The following is a 24,681-nucleotide window of genomic DNA, read 5'->3' as shown; positions in this document are numbered from 1 at the left end:
ACTATGCGCCCGCCCCGCCAACCCCGCAAGGCACCCCTTGCGCCAGCGCCGGTTTCGGCCTTTGATCGGCAAGTAAAAGATCGGAGACCCCAATGATCCGCTACCCCCGAGACATGCGCGGCTACGGCGCCAATCCCCCCGACGCAGACTGGCCCGGCGGGGCGCGCATCGCGATCTCGATGGTGCTGAACTACGAAGAAGGCGGCGAAAACAACGTCCTGCATGGCGACGCGGCCTCCGAGGCGTTCCTGTCCGACATCGCAGGCGCGGCCATGTGGCCCGACCAACGGCACTGGAACATGGAGTCGATCTACGAATACGGCGCGCGCGCGGGCTTCTGGCGGCTGCACCGGCTGTTCACCGGCCTCAACATCCCGGTTACGATCTATGGCGTCGCCACCGCCCTTGCGCGCAACCCCGAACAGGTCGCCGCGATGAAATCTGCGCGGTGGGAGATTGCCAGCCACGGCCTGAAATGGGTCGAGCACAAGGACATGCCCGAAGACGAGGAGCGCCGCCAGATTGCCGAGGCGATCCGTCTGCATACCGAGGTCGTGGGCGCCCCCCCACGCGGCTGGTACACCGGCCGCTGCTCGGTCAACACCGTGCGGCTAACCGCCGAAACGGGCGCTTTCGACTGGATCTCGGACACCTATGACGACGATCTGCCCTACTGGCGCCACATCGCCGGGCGCGATCAACTGGTCATCCCCTACACGCTCGAAGCCAATGACATGCGCTTTGCAACGGCACCCGGCTATATCGAGGGCGAGCAGTTCTTCACCTACCTCAAGGACACCTTCGACACGCTCTATGCCGAGGGGCTGGCGGGTCAGGCCAAGATGTTCTCGGTCGGGCTGCACAACCGCCTGATCGGTCGCCCCGGCAAGGTCGCGGGCCTGAAGCGCTTCCTCGACTATGCACGCGGGCACGAGGGCGTCTGGTTCGCCACCCGCGGCCAGATCGCGGCGCATTGGGCCGCCACCCACCCACCCGTGCACTTCGAGCGCCCAAGTGAGATGGACCGCACCACTTTCGTCACCCGCTACGGCTCGATCTTCGAGCACAGCCCCTGGATCGCGGAACGCGCCTTCGATCTCGAACTCGGCCCTGCCCATGACAGTGCCATCGGGCTACACAACGCGCTTGCCCGCATGTTCCGCTCGGCCAGCCCCGACGAGCGCATGGGCGTGCTGCGCGCCCATCCCGATCTTGCGGGCAAACTCGCGCAGGCCAAACGCCTGACCGCCGAGAGCACCTCGGAACAGGCCAGCGCCGGGCTTGATGCGCTGACCGATGACGAGCGGGCGGCCTTCACCCGTCTCAACGACACCTACACCGCCCGCTTCGGCTTCCCGTTCATCATCGCCGTGCGCGACCATGACAAGGCGGGCATCCTGCGCGCCTTCGAGACCCGGATCGCCAACAGCCCCGAGCAAGAATTCACCACAGCCTGCGCCCAGGTCGAGCGGATCGCCTACCTGCGCCTGAAGGATCAACTGCCATGACCGGCTATTACACGCCCCCCGGGGGTCTGCCCCCGCAAACCGCCCTGATGACCGGCCGCGCCATTTTCACCGAGGCCTATGCCTTCATTCCCAAGGGCTGCTTTTCGGACATCGTCACCAGCTACCTGCCCGGCTGGACCGAGACACGGCTCTGGCTGATCGCCCGCCCGATGACCGGCTTCTCCGAAACCTTCAGCCAATATGTGATGGAGGTCGGCCCCGACGGCGGCTCGGACAACCCCGATCCGGAGGAGGGCGCCGAACACGTCCTCTTCGTCACCGATGGCGAGATGTGGCTCTCGCTCGACGGTCAGGAGCATGAGCTTTCCGCAGGCGGCTACGCCTATATCCCGCCCGGTTGCGCCTGGCATGTGCGCAACGGCGCCGACCACCCTCTGCGCTTCCACTGGATGCGCAAACTCTACGAGCGCGCCCACGGCCTGCCCGCCCCCGAAGCCTTCGTCACGAACGAGCGCGAGATCGCCCCCATCGCCATGCCCGACACGCATGGCCGGTGGGCCACCACCCGCTTCGTCGATCCGACCGACCTGCGCCACGACATGCATGTCAATATCGTCACCTTCCAGCCGGGCGGTCTTATCCCGTTCGAGGAAACCCATGTGATGGAGCATGGCCTCTACGTCCTCGAAGGCAAGGCGGTCTACAAGCTCAACACCGACTGGGTCGAGGTCGAGGCGGGCGATTTCATGTGGCTGCGTGCTTATTGCCCGCAGGCCTGCTACGCCGCCGGCCCCGGCCCGTTCCGCTACCTGCTCTACAAGGACGTCAACCGCCACGCCAAACTGCGCGGCCCCTTCGCGCGCTAACCCCTTCAACGTGGCCGAAATATCCCACGGGGGTCCGGGGGTGTGAAACCCCCGGCCTTCCCAACCCGGAGCACCCCATGCAGATCCGCGCCGAACCCCTGACGCCCGTGGCCTTCGCCCCCTTCGGTGATGTGCTCGCGGCCACAGGTGCCCCCGACAAGCTGATCAACGCGGGGCTTTGCGGCCGCTTCCACGACCGCGCGCAGCTCGACTTCGGCGACGACACAGGCGGGCGCGCCGGGATCTCGATCTTCAAGGCCGTTCCCCGCGCCCTTCCCTACCGCTGCGATCTGCTCGAACGTCACCCCGAGGGCAGCCAGGCCTTCCTCCCGATGACTGCCGATCCGTTCCTTGTTATCGTCGCCCCCGACGAAAACGGCCAGCCCGGCTCGCCGCGCGCTTTCCTGACGAACGGGGCGCAGGGCATCAACCTGCTTCGCGGCACCTGGCACGGCGTTCTGACGCCGCTGGCCGAACCCGGCCTCTTCGCCGTCATCGACCGGATCGGCGCGACCCCGAACCTCGAAGAGGTCCATCTGCCCGCGCCCTTCACCGTCACCGCCTGAAACGGTTTTCTTGGGCGGCGCGCCGGGCTATGCAGGGGCAAACCGCGCAGCAGGACATCCGATGACGCCCACCACCCAACGCACCGCTCTCGTCACCGGCTCGGCCGGGTTCATCGGCTACTTCACCTGCAAGCGCCTGCTCGCCGACGGGTTCCGCGTGATCGGCCTCGACGCGATGACCGACTATTACGACGTCGCGCTGAAAGAGCGCCGCCAGTCCATGCTGCTGCAAAACCCCAATTTCCGCGCGGTGAACGACCGGGTGGAAACGCCGGGTCTACTGATGAGCCTGATGGCGGATGAGCGCCCCGACATCGTCATCCACCTCGCCGCACAGGCGGGCGTGCGCTACTCGATCGAGAACCCGCGCTCCTATCTCGACAGCAACATCACTGGCACGTTCGAACTGCTTGAGGCCGCCCGCGCTTATCCGCCGCAACACCTGCTTCTGGCCTCCACCTCCTCGGTCTTCGGCGCCAATACCGAGATGCCCTACCGTGAGACCGACAAGGCCGATCACCAGATGTCGTTCTACGCGGCGACAAAGAAGGCAACCGAGGCCATGGCGCATAGCTACGCGCATCTCTTCAACCTGCCGGTGACGATGTTTCGCTTCTTCACGGTCTACGGGCCTTGGGGCCGCCCCGACATGGCGCTTTTCAAGTTCACCAAGGCGATCCTGAACGGTGAGCCGATCGACGTCTACAATTACGGCGACATGAAGCGCGACTTCACCTTTGTCGAGGATCTGGTCGAGGGCATCCGCCTGCTGATCGACACGCCGCCCGTCCGCCCCGAGAACGGAGAGGTGCCAGAGGGCGACAGCCTCTCGCCCGTGGCGCCCTGGCGCGTGGTGAACATCGGCAATTCCGACGCCGTGCAACTGACCGATTTCATCGCCGCGATCGAGTCCGCCACGGGCCGCTCCGCCACGCGCAACCTGATGCCGATGCAGGCCGGCGACGTACCCGCCACCTGGGCCGATGCGAGCCTTCTCAAGCACCTTACCGGCTACGCGCCCAAGACCCGTGTGCCTGAGGGGGTGAAGGCCTTCGTTGCCTGGTATCGCGACTATTACGGCGTCTAAGGCAGGATCAGGAAGGCCCTGAAATCGTTGACATTGGTCAGCGTCGGGCCAGTCACCACCTGCCCTGCGACCCCCGCAAAAAAGCCGTGGCTGTCCTGACGGGCCAGCGCGGCTTGCGCATCCAGCCCCGTGGCTTCGGCTCGCGCCAGAGTATCGGGGCCGATGATCGCGCCCGCAACCTCGGCCGCGCCATCGACGCCATCTGTATCACAGGCAATCGCGTAGATACCCGGCGCGCCCTGCAATTCCAGCGCTGCGGCAAGGGCGAACTCGGCATTCGGCCCGCCGACACCGTCCGACCCGGCAACCCGCGTCACCGTGCATTCGCCGCCCGACAGCAGCACAAGCGGCCGATCCAACCCCGAGGTCGCCAATTCCCGCGCCATGCGCGCCTGCGCCCGGCCGAGATCGCGGGCCTCACCCTCCAGCGCATCGCCGAGCATCCGCACATCGCCCCCCGCTGCCCGCGCGACCTCGGCCGCCGCCGCCAGCGATTGCGCGGGGGCGGCGATGATCCGGGTCTCGGTGCGGCTCAGACGTGGATCGTCCGGCGCCAGAACCCGCCCGCCTTGGGCCAGCACCGCCTCGGCCGCCGGTGGCAGGGCGATCCCGTAGCGCGCAACGATGGCGCGCGCCGCGTCAATTCCGCGCGCATCCCCCACCGTCGGCCCTGAGGCGATGAAGGCCGGATCATCCCCGGGCACATCCGAGATCATCAGCGCCAGCATCCGCGCCGGATAGGCCGCTGCCGCCAGTTGCCCGCCCTTCACCGCGCTTAAATGCTTGCGCAGCGTGTTCATCTGGTCGATGGGCGCGCCAGAGGCCAGAAGCGCGGCATTGACCGCCTGCTTATCCGCCAGCGTCAGATCTCCCGCCGGAGCACAAAGCAGCGCCGAGCCGCCACCAGAAATCAGCGCCAGAACGAAATCGTCCGGCCCCAGCCGTTCAAGCAGCGTCAACATTCGCCGCGTGGCCGCGACTCCGGCGGCGTCGGGCACCGGATGGGCGGCCTCGACAATCTCGATGCCCCGCGTCGGGCGCGCATAGCCGTAGCGCGTGATTACCAGCCCCTCGCAGGGGGCCCAAACCGTCTCAACCGCCTCGGCCATCCGGGCCGAGGCCTTGCCCGCCCCGACCACAACCACCCGCCCGGCCGGGCGCGGCGGCAGATGCGCGGGGATGACGCGCATCGGATCGGCGGCGGCCACGGCCGCGTCGAACATCGCGCGCAACAGGGTTTGGGGTGTCTGGCTGTCCATTGGCTCCTCCTGCGGCGATCCTAGGCGCAGAACCGGGGCACGCAAGAAGAAGCGGGGGCCGAAGCCCCCGCTGCATTGGCATTTTCGGCCGCTTACTTGCGGGTAATCCGCCCATCGAGCGCCGGGGTATAGGGGCCGACCTTGGCCAGATACTCCGCCGTCACATCGGCGAGGTCCGGGCCGTAGTCATAGGCGTTCATGCCCTCGCTATCGAACATCTTGTAACCGTCGCCGCCCTGACGAACGTAGTTGTTGGTCACCACGCCATAGACTTTCGCCGGGTCGATCGGCATCCAGCTGCCCGCGTCCATCACCATGACGTCGGAGATCCGGCTGCCTGCCGGTTGTGCCGGGTCAAGCGTGTATTTCAGGCCCGCAACCTGAGTAAAGCGGCCCGCGCCTTCCTCAAGCTGGCTCGCGCCGTTCTCCAGCGCCGCGACGATGGTCGAGCCTTTCGCCTCGAAGGTCGAGAGCGTGTTCTGGAACGGCAGCACCGTCAGAACCTCGCCCATGGTCACCGGACCCGCGTCGATCGAAGCGCGCAGACCGCCACCGTTCTGGATGGCAATGCTGACGCCCTGCCCCTTCACACGGTCGAGCATCGCATCGGCCACAAGGTTCCCCATGGCGCATTCCATCTGCCGGCAATTATCGCGCGAGCCATCGACCTCAGTGGTGGTCTCGGACACGACCCTGGCGCGCACTTCTTCAAGCGGCTTGGCCAGCTCGGCCACGCGCGCGGCGATCGCGGCATCAGGGGTAACCGAGGCATCGAGCAGAACGGTATCACCCGAGGCATCCTTGAGCATACCCGCATCGTCGAAGGTCAGCACGAGATGGCCGACGTATTTCGAATAGGCATAGGCCGAGACGACCGGCACCGAACCCGCCATCGTCGGGTATTTTTCAGCCCCTTCCTCGGTGTTCGAGAACTTGGTGTGCGAGTGGCCACCGACAACCACATCGAGCCCGGCAACCGCCTCGCCAAGCGCCTTGTCCTTGACGAAGCCGACATGGGTCAGTGCGATGATCTTGTTCACACCCTCGGCCTCAAGCGCGGCCACATCGGCCTTCAGGCTCTCGGCCTCGTCCTGGAAAAGCACCGCCGGACCGGGCGAGGAGGTCTCGACCGTATCGGTCGCCAGCGCCGAAACGATGCCGACCTTCTCGCCGCCGACCTCGAGCACGACCGTGTCGCTGACCTTGCCGTTGAGCACGTTCGACTGGCTCAGGTCGAGGTTGCCCGACAGCACCGGGAACGAGACCTTCTCCAGAAAACCCGCCAGCCCTTCGGGGCCATCGTCGAATTCGTGGTTACCGACGGCCATCGCGTCGAAGCCGATCTTGTTCATGAACTCGGCCGTGTCGGCGCCCTTGTAGGTCGTGTAGAACAGCGAGCCCTGGAACTGGTCGCCCGCGTCCAGCACGATCACATTGCCGCCCTCGGCTTTGATCGCATCGCGCAACTCGTTGATCTTGGTGGTCACGCGCGCAACGCCGCCAAAGCACTTGCCTTCGGCCGAATCCTCGGCCGAACAGGTGGAGTCGTATTTGTTGATCTCTTCAATGCGGCTGTGCATGTCGTTGATATGCAGCACATGCAGCGTGTAATCGGCCGAAGCCGTGCCCGCCGAAAGCGCGAGCGCTGCGGCTGAGGCCAGGAAACGAGCTTGCATCGAACCCTCCGGTGTTGTCAGACAGTTTTTACTGTGAGGTCAGTTTCTCGCGCTGTCAAAGGTTGCGGTCCGACTTTGGCTAGCGGCCATGCGTAACAGGGCGGTGACTTGGCGCCATATCGGTGCATTGCCGGGATTGACCATTTTCCGGGCACAGGGCATTTGGTTGCCATGCTGATTTACAAGATCTTTCGCCGCCCTGAATGGAATGCGTTCCGTGACGCGGGCCGCACCCTTGGCGCTCCGGTCGATCTGGCCGACGGCTTCATCCATTTCTCGACCGCGTCACAAGTGGCCGAAACCGCCGCCAAGCATTTCGCGACCGAAAGCGATCTGGTGCTGGTGGCCGTTCATGCCGAGGCGCTTGGCCCCGACCTGAAATGGGAGCCCTCGCGCGGTGGAGCGCTGTTTCCGCATCTTTACCGTCCGCTGGAACTGCCCGAGGTGGCCTGGGATCGCTCCCTGCCGCTTGGCGCGACCGGCCATATCTTCCCCGAGGGTTTGCTGTGAACATGATCGAACGCACCGGGCTGGCGCTGTTGCACCGCTTCGACCCCGAGACCGCCCATGGCCTGTCGCTGCGCGCGCTGCGCGCGGGGTTGGTGCCGCTTCCCGGCCCCATCACCTCGCCGCGTCTGGCGATGCAGCTTGCGGGCCTCGATCTGGCTAACCCGATCGGGTTGGCCGCGGGCTATGACAAGAACGCCGTGGCCCTGCCGCAGTTGATGCGCTCGGGCTTTGGTTTCCTTGAGGTCGGTGCCGCCACGCCGCGCCCGCAAGAGGGCAACCCGCGCCCGCGCCTGTGGCGCCTGACCGAGGATAACGCCGCGATCAACCGCTTTGGCTTCAACAACGAGGGGATGGAGCCGATCACCACCCGTCTGGCCGCCAAGCCCGCCGGTATCCCCGTGGGCCTGAACCTTGGCGCGAACAAGGACAGCGCCGACCGCGCGGCCGATTTCGCCACCGTCCTGCGCCATGCCGGGCCGCATATCGATTTCGCCACGGTCAATGTCAGCTCCCCCAACACCGAGAAGCTGCGCGACCTTCAGGGCAAAGAGGCGCTCTCGGCACTGCTGGCCGGGGTGATCGATACGCGCAACGGACTGCCGCGCCGTATCCCGGTTTTCCTCAAGATCGCACCCGATCTGAGCGCGGCGGAACTGGAGGAGATCGCCGAGGTCGCGCTTGACGCGGGCATCGACGGTCTGATCGCCACGAACACGACGCTTTCGCGCGATGGTTTGAAAAGTGCAGATCGTGGCCAGCAAGGCGGCCTTTCGGGGCAGCCATTGTTCGAAAAGTCCACGCGCGTGCTGGCGCAGATGTTCCGTCTCACGCAGGGCAAGCTGCCGCTGATCGGGGTTGGCGGGGTCAGCACCGCAGAACAGGCGTATGAAAAGATCCGCGCGGGCGCCTCGGCCGTGCAGCTTTACACCGCGATGGTCTATGGCGGGCTGTCACTGGCCGCCGAGATCGCGCGCGGCCTCGATGCGCTGCTGGCGCGCGACGGGTTCGGCTCGGTCTCGCAAGCCGTGGGTACGGGGCGCGACAAATGGCTCTGACGATCTGGCACAACCCGCGCTGCAGCAAGTCGCGCGAGACGCTCGCGCTGCTTGAGGCGCGCGGACTGACGCCCGAGGTGCGGCTTTACCTCACCGATCCGCCGAGCGTTGCCGAGCTTGCCGAAGCACTGGCCCTGCTGGACCAGCCCGCCGAAACGCTTGTGCGCTGGAAAGAGGCGGAGCGCCCCGCGGCGCTGACGCGCGAAGCGGACACCGCGACGATCCTGGCCGCGCTGGCGGCGCAGCCCAAGCTGATCGAACGCCCTCTGGTCCTGAGCGACACGGCGGCGCGCCTCGGGCGCCCACCCGAGGCCGTTCTGGAGATCGTCTGATCCTCAGGCGTTGAGGTCCTTGAGCAGCCGCCCGTGTTTGCGCACCTCTGCCACGACCTCGCCAAAGGTGTTCAGTCCGCGCGCCTTCAGCGCCGGCAGCAGCTTGAGGAAGGCATCCGCCGTTGCGACCGTGTCGCCGATCGCGGTGTGACGCGCCTCCTCGGGGATCGTGATCCCGAGGCGATGGGTCAGCGCATCAAGGCTGTGCGTCTCGGACTGGCCGAACACCACCGCCGACAGCAGAACCGTATCGAGGATCGGGTTGTCGAAATGCTCCCCGATCGACAATTCCTTGCGGCGCAGAAACTCCATATCGAAGGGCGCGTTATGGGCGATCAGAACCGCCCCTTCGGCGAATTTATGGAAACGCCGTCCGACTTCGACGATATCGGGCGCATCGACGACCATCGCATCCGAGATTCCGTGCACCTCGGTCGAGGCCGGGGGGATGCTGCGGTGCGGGTTCACGAGCGTGTCGAACACTTCGGTCTCGACCCGGCGCCCGTTCACGATACGCACGGCGGCGATCTGCACGATCTCATCACCCTCGGTCGGCAAAAGGCCTGTGGTTTCCGTATCGAAGACCACATAGGTCAGCCGTTCCAGCGGCGTTGCGGCAACCTCGGCGTCGCGCACCTGGCCCAGGAGTTCGAAATCGTAAACCACCGCGCGCGGGATCGGCTTGGGGCGCTTGGTGACGCGGCGGGCCTCGCGCAGCGGGATGCAGAGCCGCCCCCGTCCGCCAGCCATCGGCTCGGGCCAGATCTCGCTGGCGTGGGTCACAAGCACCCGCCGCCCGGTCACATCGGCCATGCCTACTTCAAGCGGAGCATCGAGCCATTGCTCAAGCTCGCTGATCGGCACGGGTGCACCATGCCATTCCAGTGCAATCAGCGCACCGCCCTCTTCCTCGGAGATCTCAAGGCGGAACGCGGAGCGGCCCTCTAGCCGCGACGTCAGCGTTCCGAGAAGCGCAACCATCTCAAAACCCTCGCAGCGCAACATGAGCGGCGCGGCCTCGATCTCGATCTGACCGTGATCGGCCTCGACCCGCGCACGCACCGCATCGCCAAGGTCCGAAGCCCGGATCATCCCGAGCGGCCACCAGTCGGCGCGGTTGGCCTCGTGACGCTCGAAGAGGGTATGGATCGCATCGGCCAGCATCAGCGCCTCGGTTCGCGCAGCCGAGCGCACCTTGTCGCGTGCCGCGCCCGACGGGCCGTCATCCGCGGTCAGTACCCCGGTCAGCGATTGCAGCGCCGCGGCAGGGCGGCGGATCCGGTCGAACAGCTCGTCCATCAGCTGCTCTCGCTGCGCATGGGCGCGCATGTCGCCCGACACATCGCGCAGGGTCAGAACATAGCCGGGGCGGGAGGTGATGTGACGATCCTCTCCCTCGGACAACAGGCGCATACGGGCAGCCAGCACCTTGCCGTCAGCCACCGTGGAACACAGCAAGTCCGAGGCGGCGTCGGGATCGTCGGTCTCGATCAGACGTGCATAGGCATGGGCGACCGGCGCCTGGTGCAGGTAATCAAACACCCGGCGATCAAGGCCCGGCGCATGGCCGCCACCTAAAAGGTCAACCGCCTGCCCGTTGTAGAAAACCAGCTGATGGTCCGGGGTGCACAGCAAAACCCCCACGGGAACGTCCGAAAGCAACGCCTCGAGCCGCTCCTTCTCGCGCGCAAGACGGTTGGTTTCGCGCTGCACCGACTCAATGAGGGCCGAGCGCGTCTCGGCCAGATGCTGCGTGACGGCGGCTGCTGCGGGGGCCAGATCGCCCAGATAACGGCCGGAGGACTGGTCGAGCTCCGAGGCGACCTCGGCGTGGGTGCGCGCGCGCATCCCGCCTGCAAGCCGCTCAATCGGCTTGGCCACGTTTTCGTCGAACAGGAACCATACGCCGGTGATCAACCCGAGGATCACGAAACCGGCGACCGTGCCGCCGATGATGAAACCATCGAGCGCCTCGGGCACGCCCAGCTTTTCAAACCCGAAGACCATTCCAGCGACCAGGGCGCCGATATTCCCAGCCGCCAGCGCGGCAAAAAACAGAAAGACGCGCAAACGGAGGCTGAGATTGGCCAGGGTCATGTCTGCGCTCCCTCATCGAGAAGACGATGCACCTCGTCACGCAATTCCTTGAGTTCGAACGGCTTTGCGATGAACCCGTCAGCCCCGAGGGCAAGCCCCTTGCGCCGCTCCATGGCGGAGCCGCGCGCGGTCATCATCAGGATCTTCACGTCGCTCAGACCGGTATCGGCCCGGATTTCCTGGCAGATCTCATAGCCCGATACCTCGGGCAGCATGACATCCAGAAGCACCAGATCGGGATGTGTCGCACGGATGCGATCGATCGCGCCCGCACCGGTGGCGATGCGGTCGTGATCGAAGCCCTCGCGGCTCATCAGATAGTCGAGCGCGATTGCGATGTTGTCCTCATCCTCCACGATAAGGACACGATGTTTCCTCCCACCGTCGGCCATGTTCATCCTCCCAGACAGGCGGCCTTCAGTCCCTCATCGGTGGCATCCAACGGGTACCATTCGGCCCCCGTCAGCGTGCCATCCGGGTTGATCTGCGCCCCCTCCACAAGATCGGCGCGCGCCGCATTTTCGCAGTCATAGGCAACGCTGACCGGCTGTACCGGCATCCAACGCTGCATCAACAAGAGTTCGGTTTGTGCGATCCCCGGTGCAGGATGGCGGACCGTGCCGCGATCCAGCGCCATCGCCCGCACCGTCATCGGGAATACGTAGGTCCAGGGCCGCCACGGCTTGCTCTCCTCGACCGTGCGCAGGATCGTCGCGGTCTCGGGCAGGCCAGCGCGCAGGCGCGGATACCAAGCGTATTCACTCCAGATCGTGGCGAACAGCATTGCCACACCGGCCGTCGCAGGCATCGCCCATTTGGGCAGCTGTACGCCGAGGATCTTACGCAGCGCATGGCGTGCCGCGAAAACCACGACGACGGCCAGAAAGGCCGCTGCCAGCATGGTGATGAAATCGTTGACCATCGTTACCCCTTAGCTCACTGCTGCCTTGCCGTGTCCGACGGCCGACTGCATCGTGCGCACCACCACGAAAGCGTCGCGCAGATGCGAGCGCTCAAAATCCGACAGGTCCGACGGCGCCAGATAGTTGTCCGGCTTCCGCCCTGCCTTGATCAGGTGCGACTGGTTCTCAAGCCGCATCGTGGCGATCAGGTCATAGGCCTCGATCAGATCGCGCGCGCCCGAGGCCGAGATGATCCCCGCCTCCTCGGCACCGAGCAGACGCGCCCGAGTGTTGGCGGCGGTCAACCGCCCCTGCAACGCATAGACGCGGCCCAGATCGGTGACCGGCACCACGCCATTGTGCTTCATGTCGATATGATTGCGATGCTCGCCCGAACGGATCGTCGCGAAACCGCGGATCAGGCCAAGTGGCGGCGTGTGCTTGAGCGAGTTCGAGATCATATGCGCCACGAAGATCGAGTTACGCGCGGCGATCTCCAGCGTCTCTTCTTGCAGGCTCTGATAGAGGCTCGGGCCATTGCCGCCAATGGGGCGCAGGTCGAACATCACCGAGGCGAGCATCTGCGCCTCGGGGTTCGGCTTGTTGATCCAGCCGTGGAAATAGTCGCGCCAGACCCGCGCGGGCTGACACCAGCGATCAGCCGTCGCCATCATGTCGCCGGGGCAATAAACGTAGCCGCAGGCATGCAGCCCGTCCGAGACGATCTTGGCGAGTTTGCGGAAGTAAACCATGTCGTCGGGCGTCACGGCATCGTCGATGATCAGGCAGTTGTCCTGATCGCTGACGCCGGTCTGCTCCTGTCGGCCCTGGCTACCACAGGCCAGCCAGAGGTAGGGCACGGGCGCCGGGCCAAGCTCGGCCTCGGCCATGGCCAGCAGGCGCCGCGTCACGGCATCGGCGATATCGGTAATCAGCCGGGTAACGACCTCGTGGCTGTGATGCCCGCCGACCAGTTGCACCAGAAGCTGCGGGATGCGCGCGGTGACCGCCGCCATCTCTTCGACGCTGTCGGCGCCAGCCACGTCGCGGATCAGCACGGCCGAGCTGACCGCCTGGAAGCGGGTCAGGTCCGTCTGGGTGATCATCCCGGCGAAGCGGCCGCCTTCGACGATCGGCAGATGGCCGATACGGCGTTCCAGCATGATGTGCAGGATGTCCGACCCAAGCGCACTGAGCGGCAGCGAGATCGGATCGGGCGTCATGACCTCGCGCACCGGCACATCCGGGCTCAGCCCGCCCGCCAGCACCTTGTTGGACAGATCGCGCACAGTGACGATGCCGCGCAGCTTGTCACCCTCGGTCACGCCGAGCGAAGAGACATGGGAATCGCGCATGATCTGCGCGGCCTCGCGCACCGTCGCATCGGGCGAACAGCTCATCGGTTTGCGCGCCAGAAGATCGGCGATCTTCATCGTCGCGATATCGGCCTGGCGCGACTCGCGCCCGCGGGTGCGGTTGAAGAACCGCTTGAAGGGAGGGAACTCGTCACTCAGGCGGGCGAATTCGGCCAGCGGGAGCATCAGAAGCACGGTCTGCTCGGTCGCCTTTGCGCTGGTGACGGCGATACCTTCGCGCATCAGCCCGCGCTCGCCGAACGAGTTGCGCGGCCCAAGGATCGACACGAGGGCACCGTTCTCCTCGGTGATCTCGACCCCGCCCGACTTGATCAGGTAGAGGCCCTCAAGCTTGTCGTCCTTGCGATAGATGTCGGTTCCGGCGGGAACCTCCCTGCGGCTGAAGGAACTGGCGACGCGCACCAACTCGTCCCGCGGCAGGTTGTCATAAGGATGGACGCTCTCAAGAAACGCGATAATGGCCTGTTGTGCGCCGCCCATAATGACTTTCTCCGGAGAAGGAGGGTCGCCCTGTCGGGCGACCCGGGATTTTGTGGGGTGGCGCCGGAGCGCCACCCAAGCCCAAACGCTTAGTGGCCGGTGGCCGCGCCAGCGCCTTTCGGGATGCGGATCGACTCGACCAGTTCCTGCACATCGGCCGGAACATCGTCGGTCGCGTTCGACACGAAGTAGGCGACCGCGAAGTTGATCATCGCACCGATCGCGCCGAACGAGGTCGACTTGATCGAGAGGAACAGCGGGTCGGCGTCGGTGAAGCTGTTGGTGCCTGCGACGAAGAACCAGCCCTTGTGAAGGAAGATGTACACGAGGGTGGTCAGCAAACCCGCGAGCATACCCATAACGGCGCCCTTGGAGTTCACACGCTTCGAGAAGATACCCATCATCAGCGCCGGGAAGATCGACGAAGCTGCCAGACCGAAGGCAAGAGCCACGGTTTGCGCCGCGAAGCCCGGGGGGTTCAGACCCAGGTAGGTCGCCAGAACGATCGCAACGGCCATCGAGACACGGGCGGCCAGAAGCTCGCCTTTTTCCGAGATGCCCGGGTTGATCTGACCCTTGATCAGGTCGTGCGACACAGCCGACGAGATCGCCATGAGCAGGCCCGCAGCGGTCGACAGAGCGGCAGCCAGACCACCGGCAGCAACCAGAGCGATAACCCAGCCAGGCAGGTCAGCGATTTCCGGGTTCGCCAGGGTGATGATGTCGCGGTTCACGTCAAGCTCGTTGGCATCTTTCGAAGCAACGTAGTTGATCAGGCCATCGCCATTCTTGTCTTCGAACTTGAGAAGACCAGTCTTCTCCCAGTTCTTGACCCAATCCGGACGAGCTTCGTACGCCAGCGGCGCAGCGGTGGTGCCTTCCGGATAAACGGTGTTGACCAGGTTGATGCGTGCCATCGCCGCCACGGCCGGAGCCGTCAGGTAGAGCAGCGCGATGAACACCAGCGCCCAGCCAGCCGACGAACGGGCGTCCGACACCTTGGGAACGGTGAAGAAGCGCACGATAACGTGGGGCAGACCCGCAGTACCGATCATCAGCGACAGCGTGAACAGGAACATGTTCAGCGTGGTGTCGGACTGTTGCGTGTACGAGCTGAAGCCGAGGTCGGCGAGCATGCCGTTCAGCGTGGTCAGCAGCGGCTCACCGGTCGACTTGGCGTCGGCAAACAGGCCGAGAGCCGGGATCGGGTTGCCGGTCAGGTTGAGCGAGATGAAGATCGCCGGGATGGTGTAGGCGATGATCAGAACGACGTACTGAGCGACCTGCGTGTAGGTGATGCCCTTCATGCCGCCAAGAACGGCATAAGCGAACACGACCGCGGCGCCGATGAACAGGCCGGTCGAAGCCTCGACTTCGAGGAAGCGCGAGAAGGCAACGCCAACGCCCGACATCTGACCGATAACGTAGGTGATCGACGCGATCAGAAGGCAGATAACGGCGATAACGCGCGCGGTGCCCGAGTAGAAGCGGTCACCAATGAATTCCGGCACGGTGAACTTGCCGAACTTGCGCAGGTAAGGCGCCAGAAGCATCGCCAGAAGCACGTAGCCACCGGTCCAGCCCATCAGGTAGGCCGAGGTGTCGTAGCCACCGAAAGCGATGATACCGGCCATCGAGATGAACGACGCGGCCGACATCCAGTCAGCGCCGGTCGCCATACCGTTCAGAACCGGGTGAACGCCGCCACCGGCCGCGTAGAATTCTGCGGTCGAGCCCGCGCGGGCCCAGATCGCGATCCCGAAGTAGAGCGCGAAAGTCGCACCCACCACGAGAAGGTTTAGGGTAAACTGATCCATTGTCCCTGCTCTCCCTTATTCTTCCACGCCGTGTTCTTTATCCAGTTTGTTCATGCGCGCGGCATAAGCAAAAATCAGGATCAAGAAGACGATGATCGAGCCCTGCTGAGCAAACCAGAAGCCCAGATCGGTGCCGCCAATGCCAATGCCCGACAGCATCGGGCGCAGAAGGATGCCAAAGCCGAACGAGCAGACGAACCAGATCACCAGATACAGCTGGATGGTCCGGATATTCGCTCTCCAGTAGGCATTGGACGAAGATTTGTCCGCCATAAGCGTAACTCCCTGTTTTTTTTCCGAAACGGGCCCGGAACGGGCCCGCCCCTCCCCCAAAATTAAGCCGATACGCGTTCCACGATCGACCCGAGACCCGAGGCGATTTCGTCGATGTTACCCATCGCGTCGATCTTCTCGAGAACGCCGAGGGCCCCGTAGTGGGCGATCAGCGGTGCCGTCTGGGCGTGGTAGGCGACCAGCCTTGCACGCGCCGTCTCGGCGTTGTCGTCGGCCCGGCGCTTGAACTCCGTGCCTCCGCATTTGTCACAAACACCCGCCTGGACGGGCTGTTTGAAGTCGTCATGATAGCCCTCGCCGCAGCTGCCGCAGGTATAGCGGCCAGCGACGCGCTGGATCATTGCCTCGTCATCCACCTCAAGGCTGATCGCCGCGGTGACCCGCTGACCGGCCTCGGACAGGAGCGCATCGAGCGCCTCGGCCTGACCCGCCGTGCGCGGGAAGCCGTCGAGGATCACGCCTGCGGTCACGTCCGGCTCGCCCAAGCGATCACGCAGGATGTTCAGCACGATCTCATCCGAGACGAGGCCACCGGCCTCCATCACCGCTTTCGCGGCGAGGCCAGCAGGCGTGCCCGCCGCAACGGCGGCGCGCAGCAGATCGCCGGTCGAGAGTTGCACCAGGCCGAAACGCTCTTCGAGCATCCGGGCCTGGGTGCCTTTCCCGGCCCCGGGGGGGCCGAGCAGGATCAGAACGGCGGGCGTCGTCGCGACTGCGTTGTTATCAGTTGCCATCGTTTCAGCCCTTGTTGCCACGGTTGGCGATCAGATCGTCAACCACCGAAGGATCGGCCAGCGTCGAGGTGTCGCCGAGCGAGCCAAAATCGTTCTCGGCGATCTTGCGCAGGATGCGGCGCATGATCTTGCCCGAACGGGTCTTGGGCAGGCCGGGGGCCCACTGGATGATATCGGGCTTGGCGATCGGGCCGATCTCAGTGCGGACCCACTTCTCAAGCTCCTTGCGCAGCTCGTCCGTCGGCTCGATGTCGTTCATCAGCGTGACATAGGCGTAGATGCCCTGGCCCTTGAGGTCGTGCGGGTAGCCCACAACGGCGGCCTCGGCCACGGTCGGGTGCGCAACCAGCGCGGATTCCACTTCGGCCGTGCCCATCCGGTGGCCCGAGACGTTGATGACGTCATCGACGCGGCCGGTGATCCAGTAGTAGCCGTCCTTGTCGCGGCGGCAGCCGTCACCGGTGAAGTAGTAACCGCGATACTGCGCGAAATAGGCTTCCTGGAAGCGCTCGTGATCGCCCCAGAGGGTGCGCATCTGACCCGGCCAGCTGTCCGAGATGCACAGCACGCCCTCGGCCTCGGTCTCGCCCTGACGCACGGCGGTCGCCGCGTCCAGAATCACCGGCTTGACGCCGAAGAACGGGTTGGTGGCCGAGCCGGGCTTGGTGGGCGTCGCGCCCGGAAGCGGCGTCAGCATGTGGCCGCCGGTCTCGGTCTGCCAGAAGGTGTCGACGATCGGGCATTTGCCCTTGCCGACGTATTTGTCGTACCACACCCAGGCTTCGGGGTTGATCGGCTCACCCACCGAACCCAGAACGCGCAGGCTCGAGAGGTCGTACTTCTCAACCCATTCCGGCCCCTGCCCCATCAGCGAGCGGATCGCCGTCGGCGCGGTGTAGAACTGGTTGACCTTGTGCTTCTCGCAGACCTCCCAGAAGCGGCCCGCGTCCGGATAGGTCGGCACGCCCTCGAACATGATCGTCGTGGCGCCATTGGCCAGCGGACCATAGACGATGTAGCTGTGGCCGGTCACCCAACCCACGTCCGCGGTGCACCAGAAGACATCGCCGTCATGGTAGTCGAAGGTGTATTGATGCGTCATCGAGGCATAGACCAGATAGCCGCCGGTCGTGTGCACGACCCCCTTCGGCTTGCCGGTCGAACCCGAGGTATAGAGGATGAACAGCGGATCTTCGGCGTTCATCGGGCGCGGCGGGCAGTCGGGCGAGACGTGATCCATCAGGTAGAGCAGGTCGACGTCGCGGCCCTGCACCCAGGAGATCTGGTCGCCAGTGCGCTTCACGACAAGGCAACGCACCTTGTCCGAGCAATGCAGCAGCGCGGCGTCGGTGTTGGCCTTGAGCGGGGTCTTGCGACCACCGCGCGGAGCGAAGTCGGCGGTGATCACCAGTTTCGCGCCCGAGTCGTTGATGCGGTTCGCCAGAGCGTCCGGCGAGAAGCCGGCGAAGACGATCGAGTGGATCGCGCCGATACGGGCACAGGCCAGCATCGCATAGGCCGCTTCCGGGATCATCGGCAGGTAGATGACAACGCGGTCGCCGCGCATGATGCCCTGCGACAGCAGGACGTTCGCCATCCGGTTCACCTTCTCGGACAGCTCCTTGTAGGTGATGTGCTGGGCAGGCTCAGCCGGATCATCGGGTTCGAAGATGATCGCAGTCTGCAGCGCGCGATCCTTCAGGTGGCGGTCGATGCAGTTCACCGAGGCGTTCAGAACGCCGTCCTCAAACCATTTGATCGAAACCTTGCCATAGGTGAAGTCCGTGTTCTTCACCTTGGTATAGGGCGTCATCCAGTCCAGACGCTTGCCTTCACGGCCCCAGAACGCGTCCGGGTTTTCAACAGACTCACGGTACATCTCCAGATATTTCTGCGTGTTCGCGTGAGCATTCTCAAATCCAGCCGGAACTTCACGCACGTCGGGCGCTGCGTTTGCCTGCTCCTGAGCCGCCATGGCCAATCCTCCCTAGAAAAACCAGCGGCACAAGGCCGCAACCCGCCCCCGAACAAGTCAGAGACATCCTACCCCAACGGCACTTTAAACCAATTGTCAGGTTTCATGTAACCCCCTAATAGAAATTGAATTTTCTGTAAATTTCTTCACAACAAAAAAGATAATTATGTTAATGTTACTGGAATGTCCGAAAATTTGACATTTTCTTTCATACCCTTGCCAGTTCACGGCTGCGTGAGATTTTTCATTTCCGTGGCCGACCGACCCGACCCCCGAACTTCTGCGATATCAATGCTTTTTGCCACAACTCCGATGCCGCAGCGCAGCACGCAGGGCTGATTCGTGCCCACGTTGCGCAGCCGAATCTCTGATCGCGGGAAGTGCGGGGGGCTGCCAACGGGCTGCCGCCCCACTGAGCCGGCAGCATCCGGATGCCTTCGCAAGGAACAGGGCGGGCACCAGATGCGCAGCCCTAGCCGTTGGATCGCTTTGAGGACGCCAGCGCTAGCGCGTCTCGGGCACGATCTGCGTTTGCGACTTTCCTACGATGATTCGCGACTCATTCGCGTATCAAGCACCGCTTGTCCGGCGGTGCGCGCATTGCTACGCATTGCACCCAGAGACCCCGCAGATCCTTGCAGGAGGCCCCGGATGGCACCGCCCCAATCCCCGATCCGCACCACCGACAACGAGGCGCGCCAACTTGCGCATGATCTGATTTCCGCAGCGCGGCATGGATCGCTCGCCGTTATCGACCCCGAGACGGGCTTTCCCTCGGTCAGCCGCATCGCCCTGGGCCCGGCCCCCGAAGGCGGGCTTTGGGCCCTGCTATCGGGCCTTTCGGCGCACAGCCGGGCATTGCGGCACGACGCACGGGCGGGCCTTCTGTTGGGTGAGCCGGGCGCCAAGGGCGATCCACTGACCCATCCGCGGCTAAGCCTTCAGGCCGAGGCGCACGCCCTGCCCCCGGATGACCCGCGCGGCGCCGTCGCGCGTGACAGATGGCTTGCCGATCATCCCAAGGCCAGGCTCTACATCGACCTGCCGGGCTTCTTCTTCGTCGAGTTTCGGCTCCTGTCGGGCCTTCTTAACGGCGGCTTCGCGCGGGCCTATCGGTTGAGCGCCGAGGATCTGGCGCAAAAATGAAAGGGCGCCCAAACGGGCGCCCTTCTTTCCGGCCGATCGCGGGACCGGATCAGTTCGGATTATCGCAACGGATCTTGATCTGGACGCGCCCCTTGGCGGCCTCGGCCCAGTTCAGCGTGACATCCTGCTTGGCGGCTCCCTGCTCGACCACCACATAGGGCATCGACGAAACGCGCGAGCCGGAGTTGTTGGTGATCATCCCCTCGGCCAGAACGCTTTCCACATTCCGCGCCCACCCGCCAAACGGAAGATAGGCACCCGGCGTCACCGTCCAGACCGTCTGGGCCGTCGACTGATCGACCTGCAGGAAAACCGGGTTGCAGACGAACTGCCCGACGCCGTTGAAGGTATTCGCCTCGATCTGGATATTGCGAAAGCGCGAGCGATCGAGGTCGGCATAGGTCGTGTCCACCTTCTCGATGCGATCGACCTCGCCGTTGATGGCGCGGAACACGTTGCACGAGATGTTCAGCCCGTGAATGAAATGCCCCGAACCATAGGGCTTGATCGAGAACCAGGTGAACCAGGGCGCTGCGTCGAGGCTGACAAGGGTGTTGCCGGTGACGGTCAGGCCGCCAAAGGAATACTCGTTGCCGAAATTCGGGGTTGGATCGTATTCGTTCGTCCACTCGATCACCGAGTTGTCGATGTAGTTCCCCGTCACCGCCGACTGCACATTGGTCTGGGTGAACACGAGGCCCGCGATGCGGGCGCCGTTCGTTTCCTCATCGCCCTGGAACCAGTGATTGCCGACAATCAGGTGCCCCGTCCCGTGCAGGATCATCGTCGTCCCGAAGCGCACGAAGCGCGAATCCCGGATCTTGGTGTCATTGGCATTTGCGTTGAACGCGACCGAGACGCGCTGCGTCGCCGGGACCTGGCTTTCGTTCGACAGGAACTGGCAGCGGTCGATCAGCATGTCCTGGCAGCCGGTGCCGATCGAGGTGATCCCCTTGTCCTTCGGCGCGTTGATGTAGCAGTCGCGCACATGGAACATCTGCCCCGAGGGCGGCAGCATGATCGCGCTGGCCTCGCCGTTGCACAGGATTTCGACATCGTCGATGTTGAAGCGGTCGAGCTTCGCAAGCCCCGAGAAATCGAGTACGTATTTGTGGCGCGTGAAGGTCAGCGTGCGCGTCCCCGCCCCGCCAAACAGCGGGTGCGACAGCGTCAGCGAGTCAGCACCCACATTGACCGCGCGCACATAGACCTCGCGCCCGACGCCCGTGCCCGACACGCGCGCACCGACCGGGATATTGGCGATGTTGGCGACGCCGGTCAGCGTCTCGGGGGCGCTGATGGAATAGGTCGCCTGCGAGGTCACAACCGTATCGGCCCAGACCGCGCCGTCGATCACGTTCAGCTGGCCGTTGCGCAGCACACGGCGGTTCGAGAAGCTGCTCAGATCCGGCGCAAGGGCCTTGATGTCGATCGGTTCGGTCACCTCAACCCGGCGGCCTTTCAGGTCGAGCGAATTATGATCGGTATAGGCAAACAGCGCCTGAAGCGCCTTCTTCAGGCCGGCAAGCTCACCCCCGAAGGCCTCGGCATAGGTGGGGAAGTCGAAGCTCGACATCAGCGAAAGCCGCGCGGCGGTGGGCATGACCAGTGTGCCGACAAAGCGGATCGGCGCATTGATCGACAGCGTCGAGCCGATCAGGTAGCTGCCCTTGGGAACCACGATCATACGCCCGTTGGCGGCATTGTCGGCCGCGATGAAGGCCGCTCGGTCATCGGTCACGCCATCGCCCCGCGCGCCGTAATCGCGCACATCAACCCAGTCCATCATATCGCGCAGGAAAACCTCGGTCACATCTTCGATCACGATGTCATCAATGCGCACGACGCCGCCGTTTGCGCCGGTCAGGTCGATCCCGAAGTGACCGTAGCTGGGCTGGGTGCCCCAGGGCATGTCCACGCCCACGCGCTGCCCCGTGCCGACGATGGCGGACACGCTCACCACCTGCCCATAGCTTTCCAGCGCGATCTCGGCCGAGCGCTCGACCAGCCCCGCGACGTGGCCCGAAGCATTCATCGCGTAGGCGGCGATCCGCACGATGGGCAGGTTGCCGCTGATCGCCTTGACGCGCGCCGTGATCCGCAGATAGGCGCCAGGCAGGATCGGCGTCTGGCCCATGTAGCGCAGCTTTTGGGTGGAATGGGTCTTGGTCAGCTCCAGACAGGCGCCAAAATCCTGATCGGCCGGAACGATCGCCGCATTCGCCGCGCCCTGATAGGATGCCGATCCAGCCGTTCCGTCTGCGCTCGACCACACATCAAGCCCCAGCTCGAAAGCCGGCGGCATTAGCGCCAGACCCTCCGTAACCGCAATGTTCATTCGAGGTTCCTCTTGGTTCAGTCCCACCCGAGCGCCACCGGCATGAAGCGGCGCGATGGCGGTTCGTCATGGAAATGCACGGGGCGCCCGCCGCACCGGCCGCGCCAGAACTAGCCGCCAGGGTTAAAAATGTGCTGAGGGCAGCGAACGCTCGCCGTGTCACGAAACCGACGCAGCGGCTTGCTACCAAATGGGCAAGCCTCCAGACTGACCGCACCATGCCTTACCGCCTGCAAGCCGACGACACCGACACCACCGCGATGCTGCGCCGCATCGCAACCGAAGAGCTATCATTCGCGGCGGAACTCGCACGGACGCCCGAAGGCGCCGCGCACATTCACGAGTTGCGCAAGGCAACCAAGAAGACGCGTGGGCTCTTGCGTCTTGTCGCGCCGCGCTTCGAGAGCTTTGCCAAAGAAAACGCCGCCCTGCGCGATGCCGCCGCCGGGATCGCGAAACTGCGCGACGCCGAGGTCATGCGCGAGACCCTGCAAGGTATCGCGCAGGGCTCCGCCGAGGCGGAACTGATGCACGAACGGTTGTCGGATGTCACTGCAACGGCCCTCCAGCACGAAGCCCTTGAGACCTTCGCGCAAAACATCGCCACCATCCGCGACCGCGCCGCACATTGGAGCGTGATCGGCAAGGGTTGGAAGGCGCTCGCCCCCGGCCTGAGCAAGAGCTACGCACAAGCGCAAGCCCGGATGGCGCGCGCGCAGCATGATCCAACCGATGAGGCCCTGCACGCCTGGCGGTCGCGAACAAAGCACCATTGGTATCATACGCGCCTGCTAGAGCCGATCTGGCCCGAGAAGATGCAGGGCCACGCTCAGATCGTCGACACCTTGGGTGAGTTGCTTGGCCAGCACCACGACCTCGCCGTGCTGGCCGAAGCCGCGCCCACCCATCTACCGCATGACGCGGCGAAAGCCCTACGCCACCATATCCGGCAGATCCAGAAAACGCAGGAAGCCGAGGCATTCCGCCTCGGCTCCCGTCTTTTTGCCGAACCGCCCGAGGCCCTAGCGGACCGGTGGGGGCGCTGGTTCAAACTCTGGCGCGCCGGATGATCAGGCCGCCAGTTCGCCCGCAAGACCGCGATTGATCAGCGCGATGGTCTCTTTCACGCCGTAAAGCGCGATGAACCCGCCGAAACGCGGCCCCTGCGACGCGCCCAGAAGCACCTCGTAAAGCGCCTGGAACCACTCGCGCAGGTTCTCGAACCCATGCTCCTTGCCAACCGCGAAGACCATCGTCTGCAACGCTTCCGAGGGGTCCGCATCGGCGAAGGTCAGGTGCAGATCCTGATCGGGCAGTGCTTCGAGGCGGGCCGCCAGATCCTCCATCGCAGCGCGCTCCTGATCGCTCGGCAGGCGGAACTGACGCTCGGGCGCGACGAAATCGTGGAAGTAGCGCACCGCAAACCCGGCCGCCTGATCGAGGTCGGGATGCGTCTCGGGCGTGGCTTCGGGCGCGTAACGCTTGATGAAACCCCACAGCCCCTCCTTGTCGGTCGCACCGGCCACCGAGGCGAGGTTGAGCAGCATCGCGAACGGCACCACCATCTTCGACTCAGGCGGGTTGCTGCCGTGGATGTGCCAGACCGGGTTGTTCACCTGCTGGTCCATGTCCTGATCGGGATAGGCACGCAGCTGCTGGTGATACTCGTCCACCATCTTCGGGATCACATCCCACCACAGGCGCTTGGCGGTCTTGGGCTTAAGATACATGAAGTAGCTCAGGCTCTCGGTCGAGGCATAGGTCAGCCACTCGTCGATCGACAGACCGTTGCCCTTGGACTTCGAGATCTTCTCACCATTGGCATCAAGGAACAGCTCATAGGTGAAATGCTCGGGCGCGCGGCCACCTAGCACGCGGCAGATCCCGTCATAGATCGGCGTGTTGGTCGAGTGGTCCTTGCCATACATCTCGAAATCGACGTCGAGCGCGGCCCAACGCGCGCCGAAATCGGGCTTCCATTGCAGCTTCACATTGCCGCCGGTGATCGGCAGCGTCCACTCGCGCCCCTCTTCGTCGTCGAAGGTCACCGTGCCGGCCTTGGCATCGACATTCTTCATCGGCACGTAAAGCACGCGCCCGGTTTCCGGGTGGATCGGCAGGAAGCACGAATAGGTCTGCTGACGCTCCTCGCGCAGCGACTTGAGCATGATCGCCATGATCTCATCGTATTTCTCGGCGGCCTTCAGCAGGATCGCGTCGAACTTGCCCGACTTGTAATACTCGGTCGCGCTGGCAAATTCATACTCGAACCCGAAGGTATCAAGGAAACGGCGCAGCATCGCGTTGTTGTGGTGGCCGAAGCTCTCGAACTCTTCGAACGGGTCGGGCACCTCGGTCAGCGGCTTCTGGATATTGGCCTTCAGCAGATCCTGGTTCGGCACGTTTTCCGGCACCTTGCGCATCCCGTCCATATCGTCCGAGAAGCACAGCAGGCGCGTGGGGATGTCCGAGATCGTCTCGAAGGCGCGGCGGATCATCGTGGTGCGCGCCACTTCGCCGAAGGTGCCGATATGCGGCAGACCCGACGGGCCATAGCCCGTCTCAAAGAGCACGTAGCCCTTCTCCGGGTCTTTCTTTTCGTAACGCTTGAGAACCCGGCGGGCTTCCTCGAAGGGCCAGGCTTTGGATTTCATCGCTGCGTCACGAAGGCTCGTCATTTCACACCTCACCGGGCGCCCCAT

At 64.4% G+C, this 24,681-nt stretch carries 21 protein-coding genes; 9 read left to right on the top strand and 12 right to left on the bottom strand.

Going from position 1 to position 24,681, the window contains the following annotated elements; genetic code table 11:
• Nucleotides 1-92 precede the first annotated feature (92 nt).
• The 4 genes from puuE (at nucleotide 93) to KTQ37_RS13250 (ending at nucleotide 3,988) form a co-directional block, all read left to right on the top strand.
• Nucleotides 93-1,508 (top strand): allantoinase PuuE, encoded by a 1,416-nt coding sequence (gene puuE / locus KTQ37_RS13265; protein WP_218630999.1) that lies wholly within the window; start codon nucleotides 93-95, stop codon nucleotides 1,506-1,508.
• A complete protein-coding gene (locus tag KTQ37_RS13260) occupies nucleotides 1,505-2,335 on the top strand; it encodes a bifunctional allantoicase/(S)-ureidoglycine aminohydrolase (protein ID WP_218630998.1) in 831 nt (276 codons plus the stop codon). Before puuE ends, KTQ37_RS13260 begins: the two co-directional genes overlap by 4 nt.
• A 77-nt stretch (nucleotides 2,336-2,412) precedes the next feature.
• On the top strand, nucleotides 2,413-2,901 hold the full coding sequence (locus tag KTQ37_RS13255; protein ID WP_218630997.1) for an ureidoglycolate lyase: 489 nt from the start codon (nucleotides 2,413-2,415) through the stop codon (nucleotides 2,899-2,901).
• 61 nt (nucleotides 2,902-2,962) lie between these two features.
• Nucleotides 2,963-3,988: an NAD-dependent epimerase/dehydratase family protein gene (locus tag KTQ37_RS13250; protein WP_218630996.1), complete on the top strand. Its 1,026-nt coding sequence runs from the start codon at nucleotides 2,963-2,965 to the stop codon at nucleotides 3,986-3,988.
• On the opposite strand, the gene KTQ37_RS13245 is transcribed toward KTQ37_RS13250, so the two are convergent.
• Nucleotides 3,985-5,247 carry a glycerate kinase type-2 family protein gene (locus KTQ37_RS13245; protein WP_218630995.1) on the bottom strand — a complete coding sequence of 421 codons (1,263 nt, stop codon included), beginning with the start codon at nucleotides 5,245-5,247 and terminating at the stop codon, nucleotides 3,985-3,987. The genes KTQ37_RS13250 and KTQ37_RS13245 overlap by 4 nt on opposite strands.
• Before the next feature lie 92 nt (nucleotides 5,248-5,339).
• Nucleotides 5,340-6,923, bottom strand: coding sequence for a bifunctional metallophosphatase/5'-nucleotidase (locus tag KTQ37_RS13240; protein ID WP_218630994.1), 1,584 nt, complete (start codon nucleotides 6,921-6,923; stop codon nucleotides 5,340-5,342).
• A gap of 171 nt (nucleotides 6,924-7,094) precedes the next feature.
• On the opposite strand from KTQ37_RS13240, the gene KTQ37_RS13235 reads away from it, so the two are divergent.
• The 3 genes from KTQ37_RS13235 to arsC are packed head-to-tail and all read left to right on the top strand — an operon-like array spanning nucleotide 7,095 to nucleotide 8,820.
• Nucleotides 7,095-7,433, top strand: coding sequence for a DUF952 domain-containing protein (locus KTQ37_RS13235; protein ID WP_218630993.1), 339 nt, complete (start codon nucleotides 7,095-7,097; stop codon nucleotides 7,431-7,433).
• Complete coding sequence (locus KTQ37_RS13230) at nucleotides 7,430-8,488, top strand: quinone-dependent dihydroorotate dehydrogenase (protein WP_218630992.1); 1,059 nt, start codon at nucleotides 7,430-7,432, stop codon at nucleotides 8,486-8,488. Before KTQ37_RS13235 ends, KTQ37_RS13230 begins: the two co-directional genes overlap by 4 nt.
• Entirely contained in the window at nucleotides 8,479-8,820 is a 342-nt protein-coding gene (gene arsC / locus KTQ37_RS13225; RefSeq protein ID WP_218630991.1) for an arsenate reductase (glutaredoxin), read from the top strand. The genes KTQ37_RS13230 and arsC overlap by 10 nt, the downstream gene beginning before the upstream one ends.
• A gap of 3 nt (nucleotides 8,821-8,823) precedes the next feature.
• Here the strand turns inward: arsC and KTQ37_RS13220 are convergent, their stop codons facing one another.
• The 8 genes from KTQ37_RS13220 to acs all read right to left on the bottom strand — a co-directional run bounded on the left by KTQ37_RS13220 (nucleotide 8,824) and on the right by acs (nucleotide 18,495).
• Nucleotides 8,824-10,917 carry a 3'-5' exonuclease gene (locus tag KTQ37_RS13220; protein ID WP_218630990.1) on the bottom strand — a complete coding sequence of 698 codons (2,094 nt, stop codon included), beginning with the start codon at nucleotides 10,915-10,917 and terminating at the stop codon, nucleotides 8,824-8,826.
• Nucleotides 10,914-11,309, bottom strand: a complete 396-nt coding sequence (locus tag KTQ37_RS13215; RefSeq protein WP_218630989.1) for a response regulator transcription factor — start codon at nucleotides 11,307-11,309, stop codon at nucleotides 10,914-10,916. Before KTQ37_RS13215 ends, KTQ37_RS13220 begins: the two co-directional genes overlap by 4 nt.
• A gap of 2 nt (nucleotides 11,310-11,311) precedes the next feature.
• Entirely contained in the window at nucleotides 11,312-11,839 is a 528-nt protein-coding gene (locus tag KTQ37_RS13210) for a hypothetical protein (RefSeq protein ID WP_218630988.1), read from the bottom strand.
• Between the two features lie 9 nt (nucleotides 11,840-11,848).
• On the bottom strand, nucleotides 11,849-13,675 hold the full coding sequence (locus tag KTQ37_RS13205; protein WP_218630987.1) for a DUF294 nucleotidyltransferase-like domain-containing protein: 1,827 nt from the start codon (nucleotides 13,673-13,675) through the stop codon (nucleotides 11,849-11,851).
• Nucleotides 13,676-13,764: 89 nt separating this feature from the next.
• Nucleotides 13,765-15,492 (bottom strand): sodium:solute symporter family protein, encoded by a 1,728-nt coding sequence (locus KTQ37_RS13200; protein ID WP_218630986.1) that lies wholly within the window; start codon nucleotides 15,490-15,492, stop codon nucleotides 13,765-13,767.
• A 15-nt stretch (nucleotides 15,493-15,507) separates the two neighbouring features.
• Nucleotides 15,508-15,765: a DUF4212 domain-containing protein gene (locus KTQ37_RS13195; RefSeq protein WP_218630985.1), complete on the bottom strand. Its 258-nt coding sequence runs from the start codon at nucleotides 15,763-15,765 to the stop codon at nucleotides 15,508-15,510.
• A 62-nt stretch (nucleotides 15,766-15,827) separates the two neighbouring features.
• Nucleotides 15,828-16,520 (bottom strand): adenylate kinase, encoded by a 693-nt coding sequence (locus tag KTQ37_RS13190; RefSeq protein WP_218630984.1) that lies wholly within the window; start codon nucleotides 16,518-16,520, stop codon nucleotides 15,828-15,830.
• Between the two features lie 4 nt (nucleotides 16,521-16,524).
• Nucleotides 16,525-18,495: an acetate--CoA ligase gene (gene acs / locus KTQ37_RS13185; RefSeq protein WP_218630983.1), complete on the bottom strand. Its 1,971-nt coding sequence runs from the start codon at nucleotides 18,493-18,495 to the stop codon at nucleotides 16,525-16,527.
• Nucleotides 18,496-19,146: 651 nt separating this feature from the next.
• On the opposite strand from acs, the gene KTQ37_RS13180 reads away from it, so the two are divergent.
• Entirely contained in the window at nucleotides 19,147-19,641 is a 495-nt protein-coding gene (locus KTQ37_RS13180) for a HugZ family pyridoxamine 5'-phosphate oxidase (RefSeq protein WP_218630982.1), read from the top strand.
• 49 nt (nucleotides 19,642-19,690) lie between these two features.
• Here the strand turns inward: KTQ37_RS13180 and KTQ37_RS13175 are convergent, their stop codons facing one another.
• On the bottom strand, nucleotides 19,691-21,979 hold the full coding sequence (locus tag KTQ37_RS13175; protein ID WP_218630981.1) for a glycoside hydrolase family 55 protein: 2,289 nt from the start codon (nucleotides 21,977-21,979) through the stop codon (nucleotides 19,691-19,693).
• A 218-nt stretch (nucleotides 21,980-22,197) separates the two neighbouring features.
• Between KTQ37_RS13175 and KTQ37_RS13170 the strand changes: the two genes are divergently transcribed.
• Complete coding sequence (locus tag KTQ37_RS13170) at nucleotides 22,198-23,049, top strand: CHAD domain-containing protein (protein WP_218630980.1); 852 nt, start codon at nucleotides 22,198-22,200, stop codon at nucleotides 23,047-23,049.
• Here the strand turns inward: KTQ37_RS13170 and KTQ37_RS13165 are convergent, their stop codons facing one another.
• Nucleotides 23,050-24,657: a lysine--tRNA ligase gene (locus KTQ37_RS13165; protein ID WP_218630979.1), complete on the bottom strand. Its 1,608-nt coding sequence runs from the start codon at nucleotides 24,655-24,657 to the stop codon at nucleotides 23,050-23,052.
• Nucleotides 24,658-24,681 lie beyond the last annotated feature (24 nt).

Source organism: Sedimentimonas flavescens (assembly GCF_019264375.1).
Classification (GTDB): Bacteria; Pseudomonadota; Alphaproteobacteria; order Rhodobacterales; family Rhodobacteraceae; genus Rhodobacter; species Rhodobacter flavescens.
The sequence above is the reverse complement of the archived record's forward strand: the minus strand, read 5'-3'. Positions and strand labels throughout refer to the sequence as shown.

What these genes read in the sequence shown, in the direction of transcription:
- puuE (WP_218630999.1), top strand. Translation starts at nt 93, where the DNA reads ATGATCCGCTACCCCCGAGACATGCGCGGCTACGGCGCCAATCCCCCC.
- KTQ37_RS13260 (WP_218630998.1), top strand. Translation starts at nt 1,505, where the DNA reads ATGACCGGCTATTACACGCCCCCCGGGGGTCTGCCCCCGCAAACCGCC.
- KTQ37_RS13255 (WP_218630997.1), top strand. Translation starts at nt 2,413, where the DNA reads ATGCAGATCCGCGCCGAACCCCTGACGCCCGTGGCCTTCGCCCCCTTC.
- KTQ37_RS13250 (WP_218630996.1), top strand. Translation starts at nt 2,963, where the DNA reads ATGACGCCCACCACCCAACGCACCGCTCTCGTCACCGGCTCGGCCGGG.
- KTQ37_RS13245 (WP_218630995.1), bottom strand. Translation starts at nt 5,247, where the DNA reads ATGGACAGCCAGACACCCCAAACCCTGTTGCGCGCGATGTTCGACGCG.
- KTQ37_RS13240 (WP_218630994.1), bottom strand. Translation starts at nt 6,923, where the DNA reads ATGCAAGCTCGTTTCCTGGCCTCAGCCGCAGCGCTCGCGCTTTCGGCG.
- KTQ37_RS13235 (WP_218630993.1), top strand. Translation starts at nt 7,095, where the DNA reads ATGCTGATTTACAAGATCTTTCGCCGCCCTGAATGGAATGCGTTCCGT.
- arsC (WP_218630991.1), top strand. Translation starts at nt 8,479, where the DNA reads ATGGCTCTGACGATCTGGCACAACCCGCGCTGCAGCAAGTCGCGCGAG.
- KTQ37_RS13220 (WP_218630990.1), bottom strand. Translation starts at nt 10,917, where the DNA reads ATGACCCTGGCCAATCTCAGCCTCCGTTTGCGCGTCTTTCTGTTTTTT.
- KTQ37_RS13215 (WP_218630989.1), bottom strand. Translation starts at nt 11,309, where the DNA reads ATGGCCGACGGTGGGAGGAAACATCGTGTCCTTATCGTGGAGGATGAG.
- KTQ37_RS13210 (WP_218630988.1), bottom strand. Translation starts at nt 11,839, where the DNA reads ATGGTCAACGATTTCATCACCATGCTGGCAGCGGCCTTTCTGGCCGTC.
- KTQ37_RS13205 (WP_218630987.1), bottom strand. Translation starts at nt 13,675, where the DNA reads ATGGGCGGCGCACAACAGGCCATTATCGCGTTTCTTGAGAGCGTCCAT.
- KTQ37_RS13200 (WP_218630986.1), bottom strand. Translation starts at nt 15,492, where the DNA reads ATGGATCAGTTTACCCTAAACCTTCTCGTGGTGGGTGCGACTTTCGCG.
- KTQ37_RS13195 (WP_218630985.1), bottom strand. Translation starts at nt 15,765, where the DNA reads ATGGCGGACAAATCTTCGTCCAATGCCTACTGGAGAGCGAATATCCGG.
- KTQ37_RS13190 (WP_218630984.1), bottom strand. Translation starts at nt 16,520, where the DNA reads ATGGCAACTGATAACAACGCAGTCGCGACGACGCCCGCCGTTCTGATC.
- acs (WP_218630983.1), bottom strand. Translation starts at nt 18,495, where the DNA reads ATGGCGGCTCAGGAGCAGGCAAACGCAGCGCCCGACGTGCGTGAAGTT.
- KTQ37_RS13180 (WP_218630982.1), top strand. Translation starts at nt 19,147, where the DNA reads ATGGCACCGCCCCAATCCCCGATCCGCACCACCGACAACGAGGCGCGC.
- KTQ37_RS13175 (WP_218630981.1), bottom strand. Translation starts at nt 21,979, where the DNA reads ATGAACATTGCGGTTACGGAGGGTCTGGCGCTAATGCCGCCGGCTTTC.
- KTQ37_RS13170 (WP_218630980.1), top strand. Translation starts at nt 22,198, where the DNA reads ATGCCTTACCGCCTGCAAGCCGACGACACCGACACCACCGCGATGCTG.
- KTQ37_RS13165 (WP_218630979.1), bottom strand. Translation starts at nt 24,657, where the DNA reads ATGACGAGCCTTCGTGACGCAGCGATGAAATCCAAAGCCTGGCCCTTC.